The 14891-nt window shown below is 37.2% G+C and carries 9 protein-coding genes; 2 read left to right on the forward strand and 7 right to left on the reverse strand.

Translation table 11 applies throughout. The features are described 5' to 3' along the window. Positions 1-16: 16 nt before the first annotated feature. Both FC97_RS04215 and FC97_RS04220 read right to left on the reverse strand, forming a co-directional pair. Entirely contained in the window at positions 17-1075 is a 1059-nt protein-coding gene (locus FC97_RS04215; RefSeq protein ID WP_054643860.1) for a carbamoyl phosphate synthase small subunit, read from the reverse strand. 277 nt (positions 1076-1352) lie between these two features. Beyond that, on the reverse strand, positions 1353-2252 hold the full coding sequence (locus tag FC97_RS04220; protein ID WP_054643861.1) for an HNH endonuclease: 900 nt from the start codon (positions 2250-2252) through the stop codon (positions 1353-1355). Positions 2253-2356: 104 nt separating this feature from the next. Here FC97_RS04220 and FC97_RS04225 point away from each other — a divergent pair, with 104 nt between their 5' ends. Then, entirely contained in the window at positions 2357-5242 is a 2886-nt protein-coding gene (locus FC97_RS04225; protein WP_056967855.1) for a DEAD/DEAH box helicase, read from the forward strand. Between the two features lie 50 nt (positions 5243-5292). On the opposite strand, the gene FC97_RS04230 is transcribed toward FC97_RS04225, so the two are convergent. Then, complete coding sequence (locus FC97_RS04230) at positions 5293-6735, reverse strand: aminotransferase-like domain-containing protein (RefSeq protein ID WP_054643862.1); 1443 nt, start codon at positions 6733-6735, stop codon at positions 5293-5295. Positions 6736-6859: 124 nt separating this feature from the next. Between FC97_RS04230 and FC97_RS04235 the strand changes: the two genes are divergently transcribed. Next, positions 6860-7474, forward strand: coding sequence for a LysE/ArgO family amino acid transporter (locus FC97_RS04235; RefSeq protein WP_054643863.1), 615 nt, complete (start codon positions 6860-6862; stop codon positions 7472-7474). Positions 7475-7700: 226 nt separating this feature from the next. Here the strand turns inward: FC97_RS04235 and FC97_RS04240 are convergent, their stop codons facing one another. The 4 genes from FC97_RS04240 to FC97_RS04255 all read right to left on the reverse strand — a co-directional run bounded on the left by FC97_RS04240 (position 7701) and on the right by FC97_RS04255 (position 14866). Beyond that, positions 7701-9653 (reverse strand): hypothetical protein, encoded by a 1953-nt coding sequence (locus tag FC97_RS04240; protein WP_054643864.1) that lies wholly within the window; start codon positions 9651-9653, stop codon positions 7701-7703. Between the two features lie 133 nt (positions 9654-9786). Next, positions 9787-11568, reverse strand: a complete 1782-nt coding sequence (locus FC97_RS04245) for an ABC transporter ATP-binding protein (protein ID WP_056967858.1) — start codon at positions 11566-11568, stop codon at positions 9787-9789. Further along, entirely contained in the window at positions 11565-13286 is a 1722-nt protein-coding gene (locus FC97_RS04250) for an ABC transporter ATP-binding protein (protein WP_054643865.1), read from the reverse strand. The genes FC97_RS04245 and FC97_RS04250 overlap by 4 nt, the downstream gene beginning before the upstream one ends. Positions 13287-13537: 251 nt before the next feature. Further along, positions 13538-14866, reverse strand: coding sequence for an enolase C-terminal domain-like protein (locus FC97_RS04255; protein ID WP_054643866.1), 1329 nt, complete (start codon positions 14864-14866; stop codon positions 13538-13540). Positions 14867-14891 lie beyond the last annotated feature (25 nt).

Genomic DNA, 14891 nt, shown 5'->3' on the forward strand with positions numbered 1-14891 from the left:
TTAATTTTTCCTCCAGCTATTTGTTTAGTCTTTCCAAGAATTTATCAAAAATAAAGTCAGCGTCATGTGGTCCCGGCATTGCATCCGGATGAAATTGAACTGAGAAAGCATTGTATTTAGTATGTTCAACACCTTCAACTGTTTGGTCATTCAATTCAACTTGGGTCACTTTCAAATCTGTATTAGCGATGGATTCCGGATCAACCGCATAACCATGATTTTGTGAAGTGAAATAAATTTTGCCTGTTTCCAAATTTTTAACTGGATGATTGAAACCACGATGTCCAAATTTCATCTTAAAAGTTTTCGCACCATTGGCTAGACATAAAAGTTGATGTCCCATACAGATACCGAAGACTGGATACTTCTTCTCTAGTTCCACGATGTTACCCAAAATATCAGTGTGATCAACCGGATCTCCAGGTCCATTACTCAAAAGAATCCCATCGGGTTTTAAGTTTTCGATATCCGCAACTGAAGTATTACCTGGCACAACGGTTACTTTAACGTCGCGTCTTTGTAATTCATCGACAATACTTTGTTTGTAGCCGTAATCTAACATCACGACATGCTTACCTTTGCCCGCAAATACCTGTGAAGTTTCAGTAATACTCTTATTCAATTGGTCTCTATCCAATTGCCAGTCTGCAATTTGGTCAATTAATCCTGAATTCAAATTGTCGACGATAGCTGCCTTTAGAGCTCCAGCTTTCCTAATTTTCAAAGTAATGGCACGTGTATCAATCCCTTGGATTCCGGGAATATTCTCTTCTTTCAGGAATTGGTCGATAGTCATCTCACTTTGGTAATTACCAACAACTTCCGCAATTTCACGAGCTAAAACACCTTTGATGTATGACTTAGGTGACTCGTTAAACTTTTTAGAAATTCCGTAATTACCAATCATTGGTGTACAAAAATTAATAATCTGTCCGTTGTAAGATTGGTCAGTGATAGCTTCCTGATATCCACTCATACCGGTTGTGAAAACTAACTCACCAATCGTTTCAACATCACCACCGAAAGCCTTACCTTCAAAATATGTACCATCTTCAAAAACTAGATATCTTTTCATAATATTCTCCAAACTTTCACAATATTTGAGACAGAAAAAGGGATGCTTTATCCAGCATCCCTCAAGTTTTGTCTTAGATTGATTATTTAGACTGAACCTTTGAGACCTCTCTGGATCTGATTAAAAATTCAAGATATAAAAAAACTTTCTTTGCCAGTGCGACAAAGAAAGTTAGTTAGGGTTTCCCCATAAGCGATTGCACTTTCCAAGTCTCACTGGACTTAATTAAAAGTTGTTGTCCATATAATACAAGGAACTTCAGTGTTCGTCAATAGGGTTATTTTTTAAAGACATGCTCACGGTGATATTGTAAATATTCTTTATTAGGAGAATATTGGTAGTTCATATGTATTTTTCTATTCTTGTATTTATTTAATAATTTATTAGTTTCCCCATCTGGTGCAGCAACATCAGAAATAACAATATGGCCTTTATCATTGAAGGTAAAATACCCTGCTGTGAAGGCTTCAGCTAACATTTTGGTAAAGCTGATTCCATTACGCGGATCCAAACGAATCTCCTTATTGGCCGACCAAGGAACAATTCTCGCTACCACCAAATCATCCTCATCCACCGGACCAGCCACCGCTGATTTATAATGATAATTAAATTTTACTTTATCCGTAAAAAACTTTTGAACCGCATTGTAAGTTTTAACACCCTTAGCCTCATCATTGATAAAATACAATTCATTCTTCTCAGCCTGATAACATTTCACCGCCAACAGTTCTTCAGCATCCGACAATTTCGGTTCAGATACCATATTCTTCTGACGCTCTAATAAACCTCTGTAGTCATGCTCATTTATCTGCGTGATGCCATTCATGTTAAAGAAGTTAGACCACTTACCTTTGAATTTACGAAATGTCCAATCAAAAGTACGCAAATTTTGTTTCATGAGACGATGAGAAAACAAATAAGGTTGTTCAATTGTGACAATGTCATTGCCAGTAGCTGGAGCTTGCCTTACAACCTCGCCGAATTTTCCAGCACCATAAAGGTAAAATTCATTACCCCACTCTGAAGCACTGCCGGAGCGACGATAAATGATCAAATCACCTTTGTGAAGCTGATTATTATTATGATTTTGATAACTATAGTATTTAAAATCCACATCATTGTGTTCAATACTGGAGCTGGAATCTATTATGAAATAGTTAGTTTGGGAGTTATTCATAAATTACACATCCTCTACTCTTCATTGTACACAAATCATCTATAAAACTTAACCGTTCTGATATACTTGTCTATTAGAACAATTACAAATTGGAAGTGAATTATATGGACCCTGATTACGAAATTAACCAAGGCGTAAACTTTGGCTTTATCGACAACTCGACACAATCATTATCTCGTTATCAACCAGCATTGGTAACTAACCAAAACGGAACTGTGCTCGACACCTTGGAAGATGAATTACGCAATGCCAAATCTTTCACCATTGCCGTGGCTTTCGTTACTTCGGGTGGTCTACTAGATCTCAAAAGTATTCTGGCTGACATCGCTACACATGGTGTCCGTGGAAAACTTATCACTTCAACTTATTTAGGCTTCAACAATCCTAATGTCTTCGATGATCTATTACAAATCCCTAATCTCGACGTTAAAGTTTTAGACCAAGATGGCTTCCATACGAAAGCCTATTATTTTAAACACGATGATTATGAAAGTGCCCTAATCGGAAGTTCCAATCTAACACAAAACGCTTTGAAAAAGAATTTCGAATGGAACTTACGCATCACTTCGACTGAACGTGGTGATGTTATTCATAATGTTAAAAACGAACTAGATAGTCTTTGGCAACAAGCTATCCTTTTGACACCATCATGGATAGAAGATTATCGCCAGAATTGGCAACCTAATTATTCAAATTATCAGAGCAAGAAAAAGATCAAATCAGCAGGTAAAATCGTTCCTAACGCGATGCAGAAACCAGCTTTGGAAGCTCTGAAACACTTACGAGATGTCGAACGTGCTAAAAAGGGACTAGTTGTGGCAGCGACTGGAACTGGTAAAACCTATTTAGCTGCTTTTGATGTTCAACAATTTAATCCTAAGAGACTATTATTCGTCGTTCACCGGGAACAAATTCTGCGTAAAGCTATGTCCAGTTTTAAAGAAATTTTAGGCGGATCTGACAACGACTATGGTATTCTCAGCGGTAATCAAGAAGAAGTAACTGCGCGTTATCTTTTTGCAACGGTTAACATGATTTCTAAAAAATCGATTCGTGAACAATTGGGAGCCACTGCCTTCGACTACATTATCATCGATGAGGCTCATCGCGTTAACCAAAATCAGCCTGGTGAAAAGGAATCAATGTACCAACGTTTGATGAACTTCTACCAACCACAATTCATGTTGGGAATGACGGCTACTCCTGAAAGAACTGATGGAACCAATGTCTACAAGTATTTCGATTATCATCTGGCTTATGAGATTTCATTATTAGACTCATTAGACAACGACCTACTCGTACCTTTCCACTACATCGGTGTAACTGACTATGAGAAAAATGGTGAAGTTATCGATGACAAAACTAGTTTGAAATATTTAGTATCTGATGAACGTGTAAATTACATTATTGATAAAACTAATTACTATGGTCCTCGTGGTGATAATGTACATGGATTAATTTTTATTAGCCGTGTCGCTGAAGGTCGTGAATTGGCTGTTAAGCTTACTGCTAAAGGAATCAATGCTCAACTTGTTTCTGCTGAGGATACGGTCGAAACTCGTGAAAAAGCTGTTCGAGAATTGACTGACGGCAAACTACAATACATCATCACAGTTGATATTTTTAATGAGGGCGTGGATATTCCTATCCTCAATCAAATTGTCATGATGCGTCCCACAAAATCCAGCATCATATTTCTACAACAACTAGGCCGCGGATTACGTAAATCTGCTCATAAAGAATTCGTGACAATTTTAGATTTTATCGGTAATTATGATGAAAATTATATGATTCCAATGGCATTCGACCGCTCTCATACCAGCAACAAAGAGAAAATCCTCAAACAGATCGTCAGCCCCAGTATTTCTGGAGTTTCCACGATTCATTTTGAAGAAGTAGCTCGTAATCGGATTCTGGCAGCCGTTTCAAAAGCTCGTTTAAATGATATGAATCGTTTCAAAGTTGCTTATCAAAGCCTTAAAGATAAAATTGGCTTGCGGTCACCTATGTTATTAGATTTTGCTAAGCTAGGCAGTGTTGATGTTCCCGATATAATTGATAAATTTAAGACTGTTTATGACATGCAAAATAAATTTGAAAATAACATTTCTGATTCACTTACTAAAGAACAGTACTCATTTTTGAAATTTATTTCTGCGGAAATCACTGTATCTAAACGTCCGGTGGAAGCTTGGATTTTGAAACAATTGTTACTTCGACATACTTTAACTGACGAAGAAATTCTATCTGAACTTCAATCTCAAAATATTTTCTGTGACAGTGAAACTTTGATCAATGTGGCTTCTGTCTTAGATTTCAGTTACTTTTCAAAAGTAAAACAAAAAAAATACGGCCAAGTTGTGTTAACTGACCGTATCGTTGATAAATGGAAATTTACTTCTGAACTCCAGCAAATGTTGCAATCACAAGCATTTAGAAAATATTTTGAAGATGCCTTAGATGCAAAACTTTGGGATGTACGTCAGAATCCAACAATCTATCGTAATCGATTTATCATTGGTGAAAAATATTACCGTCCTGACATTATCAAGATGTTGAACTGGAAAAATGAACCGAATTATATAAATATTGGTGGTTATGGATTACGCGATGATGGACGTTTTCTCCCAGTTTTCATATCTTTAAAGAAAACCGTGAAAGTCCAAAATAAGATGGTATATGAAAATACCTTCTCGGATCGTTCCACCCTACCTTTGTTCTCTAAAAGTGGACGTTCAATGTCCAGTACAGTCGAGAGTGAAATTCTCAAACATAAAGGTTTTGGGATGATCCAATTATTCGTGAGAAAATCTAACAACGATAGAATCGATGGTAAAGATTTTTACTATCTTGGTTCCGCACGTATTCTTACCGCAAAAGATATTGTTGAAGAAAACAGCGATGGTAAGCCAACCAAATTAGTTGAATTTACACTTCGATTGGAACATGAATTGGATTTGGGATTGTATCATTTTTTGACTGAAGAATAACAAAAACAGCAAGACCAATTGAGGTTTTGCTGTTTTTTATTACACTACGTTTAGAACAGTTTTCGTAATTTTCCCATAGCCGCACTAAATTCCTCACAAGTAGTATAGGCAAAGGATAACCGAATAGATCGGTTCTTCTTAAAATCATAAATATCACCGGTATTCAAAAGTATTCCTTCATCCAAGGCCTTCTCAAACAAATCTTCGGCTTCAATATCATTCTTAAAAGTCAACCAGATATAAAATCCACCAATAGGTTGATTCCAAGTGGCGATTTCTTGAAAATTATCTTCCAAAACTTTCAAGGCATTATCGCGACGTTTCTTCAATTCCTTTTTCAAATTAACCAGATATTCATCATACAAACCGCTATTCAAGAATTCAGCGAATACCAATTGTGATAAGGAACTGGCCTCATAATCCATCTGCATCTTGGTATCTCCTAGTCTCTGGATAACTGGTTCAGATGCAATGACCCAACCAATCCTCAAGCCTGGTGCCAAAGCTTTTGAAGCACTGCCTAAATACATGACCATCCCGTTTTTATCCATAGCTTTCAAAGCGGTTGGTTGCTGGTCAAAACATAATTCCTGGTAGACTCCATCTTCTATGATTGGGAGTCTATTTTGTATACAGAATTCCATCAATTCATGACGTCTGAAGTCTGACATGGTGGTACCGGTAGGATTATGATTGGTCGGGATCGTGTACAAAACTGATTCCTTATCTTTCAAACGTTTCTCAATACGCCAATATTCCATCCCATCTCTATCCATTGGTATTCCGTCTAAATTTAGACCCATGGATTGGAAAGTTTGGAGTGATTTCAAGTAACTTGGCGCCTCGGTGAAGACAGTGCTACCATCCTCCAATAAACATGAAGCAATCAGTTGCAAAGCTTGCAACGCACCGGAGGTAATCAAAATATTTTTCACTCCAACATTGATGCCTAATTTTTGCATATGTTTAGCAATCGCTGTTCGCAACTCTAACAAGCCTAAGGGTTCCGCATATCCTAAAGATGTTATTTCGGTACTCAATTTTTGCATGATTTCCGACCACATTTTTTTAGGAAAAAGTCGAGGGTCCAACTCCCCTGTTCCTAAACGGGTGATCTTAGGAGCAAATTCCCAATGATTGATCTGTTGAATACGACGCGTATTCTCTTGAAAATAGCCGGCAGAAATATATTTTTTCCAATTTAAAGATGTTGGCAACATCAATGACCAGGTATTACTGATAATCTGAGTCCCGGCACCATGTTTACCAGAGATTATTCCGTATGAAGTCAATTCATCAATGGCAGTCGAAATAGTACTCCGATTCACGTGAAACATTTTGGCTAAATCCCGCTGTGACGGCAATCTAGTACCGATCTGCCATTGTCCACTGGCGACTTTATCACAAACATATTTAACGATTTGGCGATAAATTGGTACCGAACTTTTTTTGTCTGGTTGCCAGTCAATCACGACTGGAAATTCTCTTCTCATCCAATTCTCCTTTGGTTGGGTTTATAAAAATAACTTGGTTGGTTACTATTTTTAAAAACACTTATATAATCAGTATTGTGCTTAAATTATAAACCATAATTTGGTTGGCAAGGGAGGTAAAATTATGAACTTTTTTCTACAAGGACTAACTATGGGATTCGCGATTGAAGCGCCGATTGGTTTAGCAAATTTATTCGTGATCAATAATGCGTTAACTCAATCACGCCGTCGTTCATATATCGCTGCCTTTTTTGTGGCTTTCTTTGACATTGCTCTATCAATTGCCTGCTTCTTCGGTATTGGAGCAGTCATGAAGCAATTTGAATGGCTCAAAATTGCTATTCTTCTTTTCGGAAGTTTAATCGTAATTTATATGGGGATTAATCTTTTACGAGCTGAAACTTCTGAAATCGGCAGTAAAGATACTGAATTAACCATGTTCAAAACCATTTCGACAGCATTTGTCATGATTTGGTTCAATCCACAAGCAATCATTGATGGATCACTGATGTTGGGGGCTTTTCAAGTCACACTACCAGTCAATAGTTATCCAATCTTCATTGGCGGTGTTGTCATCGCTTCATTTGTTTGGTTTATTGGTTTGAATCTAGTCATCGCTAAGTTTAAAGATAAATTCAACGCTAAAGTTTTACGGACTATCAACATGGTCTGCGGCGCTGTTATCATTCTTTACGGTTTGAAATTGTTCTATAACTTCATTACATTGATAATTCATTAAGCCTCTTGGATTTAAAACAAATAAAAACGGGTAATCGTATTTTGATTGCCCGTTTTATTTTTGCTTTTATTTATAAATAACCAATATTCTATGCAATATAGTAGAAACGCGTTCCACAAGGGCAACTTCCTGTGGTTTGCTACGATACCGAAATCACACGCCAAGTACGCGTGTAATTCCGATATCTAGGCAAATCCTCAGAGGCTAAACGCCCTTGTTCCACGCTCTAACTAATTGATTCGATTAGTGACCACTCCAATTGTGTAGTGTAATTACCAGCCTCGTGAACACTGTTGCCAATGAATAGTTTAGGTCCTTCATGATCTTGCCAAGCAACTGAATCAAGCGTTTGACCATTAACAGTTTCAGAAACAAGCGTACCATTTTCATTCAGAACTTCATAACTACCATCTTGTTGATAATAACGCATCTCCGAATTTAATACTTTTTCATCAGATTTAAAAGGATTTTTCTGCGATAAATATAAAGTTAAAGCCTGTTTATTACGACGTTTATCATCCACTTCCAAATGACTGCTTTCAATCTTATCTCTATCAAGTAAAGTATCGGTCGTATATGAATTAATTGTTTTGTAACTCCAATCATTTGCTTGTAAATTGATACTATTGTCAGCAAAATTCAATTTTAAATTTTGAGCTGGGAGATACTGTCCTAGCAGATTACCACTAGTATCGTAACCATTTGCACTCACAGTAGAATCGAACGATAAAGTTTCATTTTTCCCAACTGTTGAATTGATTTCAATTGCGAAATCCTTTGTGGTTACGAAATTTAAATTACGCAAAGTCAAAATTGTACCTTGATTATTATCCGGATCAGACACGCTAATATAATCCGTAAAATTTTGATTGTTCACCTTGACGTTATCAATTACCGAAGTCTTAGGTAACTTAATTTGTATTTCAGCCCTTGTCAAAGCCGAATTCAGATTACTATCCTTAACCGTAATTCGATGAATCACTTTATCATTCTCGGCCACATTATTTATGATTGTATTCTCACTATTGTGGTCCTCATAACTACTGTTGAAGATAGTATTATTAACAGAAACATCAGGAACGACATTCTTTCTAACGCTCAAATTAGCTTTATTAGTAGTAACGGTCGTCGTACTATCACCACTTGTTACAGTCAAAACTGCATAGTACTTAGTTCCATTATCAGTAGCATAAACTGTATTAGCAGTTGTATACGTTAGAACATCACTATTGTTGTTAGTTACAACAGTATCTTTACCCGCAGTATCTACCTTATGCCAGACAACATTAGTCGGTTTTTCATCGAATTTTCCTTGTACCGCAAAAGTCGCTTTCTTACCTTCATCGACTGTTTGGTCATCCAATCCTCCACCAATCTTAATATCGACATAACCACTAACACTGGTACCATCACTGTTACTCATTGTCCCAGTCACTCGAACTGTTCCAGATTTACTACTGGTATTGGCCGTTACTAGTCCCGTCCTACTATCTACCGTTGCCAAACTAGTATCGCTAACCTTCCAAGTTATATTTCCCGTTGCATTATTAGGTGTTGGAGTCCCAGTTACATAGGTTGTAGCCGCACTGGACTGATTGTTGTACAAATAATTATCATTAGCTTTCACACTCAAGGCAGTGGCATTAATAGGACTTGGAAAAGTTGTTATAAATGCTACTTTTGAATAAACGATAGTATCTAGTAAACCTGGAATTAGGCCATACCAGCGCGTCATCTGTTGATAATAGACCGTTCCCACTTTAGTTGGTGTCACCGTTAATTCTTTAGTTGTTTGTGACATCTGAGTCCAAGTCTGCCCATCAGTGGATTGGTACCAAGTATAATGTGGACTTGATAGCAAGCCTAATAGGGCATCGACAACTGAACGACCAGAATCGGTATAGAGAGTTTTAGGATTATTGACGTACGTGTATTGATTTTCCGGTTGTAAATTATATCCCGAAGACAACCAAATAAACAACAAAATTATCGGATCAGCAGTTGGCGTGTGATATGGAGTAACTGCCGCTTTTGCAGTGGTTGCCGTAGGAATAATCTTAGATATAATTTTATTTTCAGGAGCACTTTTATCAAAATTTGATTGATCTAAACTCATGGCTGTGAAAACCAGCATCATACTAAAAAGAGTACTAATTAGAATTTGACGTTTCTTTTTCATCTCCCTTACCTCTTAACCTTTTCTCAAGTTTACGGGTTTCCAGTAAAAAAGGCACTTTTATACTCTATTCCACAATAAATAGCCAGCAACTCTTTTTCGAGTTACTGGCTATTTCCTTCTTTATTTACGTAATTTAATCTGTAACCATTTGATTACGGTAAAGTCCGGCATAGAAACCATCCTCTGCCAACAATTTATCATGATTACCTTGTTCAATAATCGCACCATCTTTTAGAACAACAATTTTATCGGCATTCAAAATTGTCTTCAAACGATGAGCAATAACGAAACTAGTCCGACCTTGAATAACTCGGTCCATTGCCGCTTGAATGTTAGCTTCCGTGACAGTATCAACATTTGAAGTGGCTTCATCCAGAATCAATAATTGTGGATTAGTCAAAATTGTTCTGGCAATCGACATCAATTGTTTCTGGCCAGCTGAGAAAATACTTTGCTCATCAGATACTTCTGTTTCATACCCCTTAGGCAAACTGGCGATGAACTCATGAATATTAGCCTGCTTAGCAGCATCAATAACACGTTCCATACTTGCGTCAGGATCACCAAATCGAATGTTGTCTGCAATCGTTCCTGAGAATAATTGTGGATCTTGTAAGACAATACCAACATTCTTTCGTAATTCTTTCAAAGAGAACTCACGAATATCAGTTCCATCAATCGTAATTCCTCCACTATCCACGTCGTAGAAACGATTCAAAAGATTCATAACAGTTGTCTTACCGGAACCTGTTGGTCCAACTAAAGCCACCATTTCGCCCTTATGAACAGAAATTGAAACACCATGTAAAATTTCTTTACCTGGTAAGTAACTAAAGTGAACATCATCAATTTGCAATTCATCTTTAATCCCAGCCAATGATTTACCTTCAGCAGGTTGAACTTCATCTGGCTGACTTCTAACTTCATCAACACGACGAGCACCTGTGATGGCTAATTGAATCATTCCGTACAAACTAGTCAATGACATGATTGGTTGGTAATACTGCTGTGCATAGTTAACGAAAACAACAACCAAGGCTAAAGCAGCACCAGTTGATAGAGTTCCGTTTAAAGCAAACCATGAACCAAAGAAAATAACGATAGCTGTGTTTAACAAGGACATCCCTTGCATCAAAGGATTCAAAACACCTGACCAAATTTGACCAGACATAGCTGATTTACGGACTTTTTGATTGTGTTTTCTAAATCCTGCAATCGAATCTTTTTGTAATCCATTAGTGATAATAACTTTTTGAGCAGTAACTTGTTCATTAATATAACCGTTCATTTTACCGATATCATCCTGTTGATGGTTAACCGCCACACCAGCTTTTTTCATAACAACTGCCGCAATGATTAAAGCTACCGGAGTAGATCCCATCGTTACCCAAGCCATTGTCACGTTCTGATCAAACATAACAATCAAAATACCAATAAATTGAGCTACGGATAAGAAAATTTCAATTAAAGCCTGATTCATCGCATTAAAAATGTTATCCAAATCAGAAGTGTAACGTGCCAAGATATCCCCATCACTGTGAGAATCAAAATATTGTACTTGCATCCGTTGCATCTTACGGAATAACCCAACACGCATCGTACCAGTTGAATAGGCTGTAATTCTGGCTAAAATCATACTAGCTATAAATAAAGTACTGGCATCACCCAAATACAATGCCAAGTAAACCCACAAAGTTTTATGGAAAGAACCTAAATTAGCATCCCCACGGGTAGCAGTATTTGTCCACTGTTGTAAGTAAGTTGTTAACTCAGAAACTGCACGACCAAGATAAGTTGGAGCAATAACAATACATGCGGTTGAAATACCGATTAGTATCGCCGTCACGAGAAAACCAAACCAGTATTTTTTTAAATAGTGCCAATAGTATTTTCCTGCATTCTTTAAATCCCTCATGATTTTGCCCCCTCTCTAGCCTTTTGCGTACGGTAAATCTCTTGATATACCGAATTATGAGCCACTAATTCTTTGTGATTACCATTTCCAACAATGTGACCACTATCCATAACTAAAATTCGATCTGCTCGTAAAATTGAAGAAATCTTTTCAGCAATCACTACTGTAGTAGTCTTCGTCAAATCTCTATCCAAAGCTTCTTGAACCAGTTTTTCAGATTTAGCATCCAAAGCTGATGTGGCATCATCCAAAATTAAAATCTTTGGCTGCGCAATAACACCACGAGTAATTGACAATCTTTGTTTTTGACCACCAGAGAAATTAGACGAGCGTTCTTCAACCGGTGCATCATAAGTCAAAGGCAAACGTTCAATAAATTCAGAAGCTTGCGCAACGTTAGCTGCCCATTGCATTTGAATTGGTGTGGCATCTTCTTTAACTTGACGTAAATTAGCTGAAATAGTTCCTGAGAATAACGTTGAACGTTGTAAAACGTAAGCAACCGTCTCTCGTAAAGATTTTTCAGAAAGTTGACGAACATCAACCCCACCAACTTTGATCGTACCAGAATCGGGATCATACAAACGGGCAATTAATTGAGCCAATGTCGTCTTACCCGATCCAGTCGCACCAATGATACCAATCATTTCACCGGCTTTAACTTTGAAACTAATATCCTTCAATGTCGGCGTATCATCACCAGGATAAGTAAAGGTTACATTATCAAATTCAATGTCACCTTCTACCGGATCAGAATTACCCTCAACGTATGACATACTAGGATCAGTTCCCATGACTTCACCAATACGTCCTAGAGAAATATTAGCTCTAGAAGCTGCAATCATTAAGAAACCACCATTAATTACTGCAAATAGAATTTGCATCAAATAGGAAATAAAACTAGTAATTGCTGCTAAATAAGTAGGATGAACCGTTAAGTTTTGTCCAACTAGATAAACTGCCAAAACTACGGCAATATTGGCTGTTAAGAAGAAAGCAGGCATCAGAATGGCAAAAGTGTAACCAATCTTAGCTGTAACTTTAGTCAAATTATCTGAAGCAGCTGAAAACTTCTTGATTTCATGTGGCTCTTGCACAAAGGACTTAACAACACGAATACCCATCAAATTTTCACGAGCAACCGTATTAACATCTTCAATATCTTGTTGTGTTTCCGCAAAATAACCACTCATCTTTTTGTACGTGTACAAACTAACTGCTATGACAATAATCATCATACCAATCAAGACCCACCACTGTTGTGGCATTGTTATCATGGCTAAAATGAAGGCTCCGATAAACAACAATGGAATCCGACTTACTTGTTGAAAAGCAGCCATAACAATTTGCTGAACCTGATTAATATCATTCGTCATTCTAACAACTAAGTTCGATGCTGAGAACTTCTCTACATCCGCATAGGCAAAAGATTGTACCTTATCGTATAGATCTGAACGTAAATCAGTCGCCACGCCTAATGCAACGTGAGCTGAATAAATCGTATTGACGACCCCTGCAATAATTCCGACTATCGCTAAAATAATCAAAATTATTCCTTGTTGAAAAATGGTATTCTTATCACCCTTCAAAATTGCATTCATAATTACTTGCAACAATCGTGGTTGCCAAAGTGTCGCAAACACTAAGGCTATAACTGAAATAAGCGCAATATAAACATCTTTTCGATAGCGCTTGATATATGGCATTAATACTTTCATTAATTTCCCCCCTTTTGTTTAGTTCCAATCCAGTAAAAAAAAACAAGACACTTAGCAGCAATGGCTACCTAGCATCTTGTCCAGCCTCAAAAACAGACCCTCCGATGGTTCTTCAGTTGAATTAAAACGTTAGTAGCTAATATTACAATGAATAAATATTAAATTCAAGCACCTTCCTTAATAATATAAAAAATGCCTTACAATTGCCAAAACTTTAATCAGTAATTGTAAGACATTATTAATAATATTTTTTATCTAACCATTGAAGGTTTCTTTGGATCAAATTTCCAGTTTGGAATTAAGAATTGCATAGCCTTGGCATCATCACGAGCACCAAGATTCTTTTCAACATACAATTCATTAGCTTGCTTAATCTTATCAAGGTCAATTTCAACTCCTAGACCTTCATTAGTCTTAGGAACAGTCAATTGTCCATTTTCAATCTTATATGGATTTTTTGTAAGGCTTTGTCCATCTTGCCAGATCCAATGAGTATCAACATCAAAAACACGACCTGGGGCAGCGGCGGCAGCATTGGCAACCATTGCTAATGAAATGTCAAAATGATTGTTAGAGTGAACTCCCCAATTCAAATTGAATTCATTACACAATTGAGCTACACGAACAGCCCCCTCCATTGTCCAGAAGTGTGGATCAGCCAATGGAATTGAAACAGAATTCAAGGCAATTGCATGAGACATTTGACGCCAATCAGTATCAACCATATTTGTAGCTGTAGGCATGTGAGTAATTTGTTGGAACTCAGACAGAATTTCACGTCCAGAGAAGCCATCTTCGCCACCACATGGATCTTCAATATAGTGAAGAATACCTTTCAATTCATCAGCATAGTGAACAGCTTGTTTCAATGACCAAGCACCATTTGGATCTAGATCAAGTTTAGCTTCTGGGAATGCTTCATGAAGTGCTTTGATAGCAGCGACTTCTTCCTCACCATCAAAGACACCACCTTTAAGTTTGAAAGTCTTGAAACCATACTTATCATAAGCGGCCTTTGCTAATTTAACAATTGATTCAGGGTCCATAGCTGGTTTACGACGTAACTTACCCCAGTCACTAGAATTATCATCATCTTGTAGATATGGCATATCGGTCTTACTTGTATCTCCAACATAGAACAAGTAACCCAAAACGCCGACCTTTTCACGTTGTTGACCATCACCTAATAGTGCAGCAACGGGAACATGGAAATGTTTACCTAATAGGTCTAAGAATGAAGTTTCAATAGCTGTTAAGGCATGTACCATAATTCTTTGATCAAATGTTTGTTGACCACGGCCTCCTTTATCCAAATATGAGAACTTCTCTTTAACTTTCAAAAGAACATCTTTATATTCACCGATTGTTCTACCGATTACTAATTCTTTTGATTGATTCAAAGTATCAGTGATCTTTTGTCCACCAGGAACTTCTCCTACACCGACTTGACCCTCATCAGTTGTTAAAACCACAATATTTCTTGTGAAATATGGTCCATGGGCACCACTCAAGTTTAATAACATGCTGTCATAGCCAGCAACTGGATATACATCCATTTTTTCAATTTTTGGAATACTCATAAAAATTCTCCTCGTGTATTTATTG

It is taken from the genome of Companilactobacillus kimchii DSM 13961 = JCM 10707 (genome assembly GCF_001435445.1).
Taxonomy (GTDB): Bacteria; Bacillota; Bacilli; order Lactobacillales; family Lactobacillaceae; genus Companilactobacillus; species Companilactobacillus kimchii.

What these genes read in the sequence shown, in the direction of transcription:
- FC97_RS04215 (WP_054643860.1), bottom strand. Translation starts at nt 1,075, where the DNA reads ATGAAAAGATATCTAGTTTTTGAAGATGGTACATATTTTGAAGGTAAG.
- FC97_RS04220 (WP_054643861.1), bottom strand. Translation starts at nt 2,252, where the DNA reads ATGAATAACTCCCAAACTAACTATTTCATAATAGATTCCAGCTCCAGT.
- FC97_RS04225 (WP_056967855.1), top strand. Translation starts at nt 2,357, where the DNA reads ATGGACCCTGATTACGAAATTAACCAAGGCGTAAACTTTGGCTTTATC.
- FC97_RS04230 (WP_054643862.1), bottom strand. Translation starts at nt 6,735, where the DNA reads ATGAGAAGAGAATTTCCAGTCGTGATTGACTGGCAACCAGACAAAAAA.
- FC97_RS04235 (WP_054643863.1), top strand. Translation starts at nt 6,860, where the DNA reads ATGAACTTTTTTCTACAAGGACTAACTATGGGATTCGCGATTGAAGCG.
- FC97_RS04240 (WP_054643864.1), bottom strand. Translation starts at nt 9,653, where the DNA reads ATGAAAAAGAAACGTCAAATTCTAATTAGTACTCTTTTTAGTATGATG.
- FC97_RS04245 (WP_056967858.1), bottom strand. Translation starts at nt 11,568, where the DNA reads ATGAGGGATTTAAAGAATGCAGGAAAATACTATTGGCACTATTTAAAA.
- FC97_RS04250 (WP_054643865.1), bottom strand. Translation starts at nt 13,286, where the DNA reads ATGAAAGTATTAATGCCATATATCAAGCGCTATCGAAAAGATGTTTAT.
- FC97_RS04255 (WP_054643866.1), bottom strand. Translation starts at nt 14,866, where the DNA reads ATGAGTATTCCAAAAATTGAAAAAATGGATGTATATCCAGTTGCTGGC.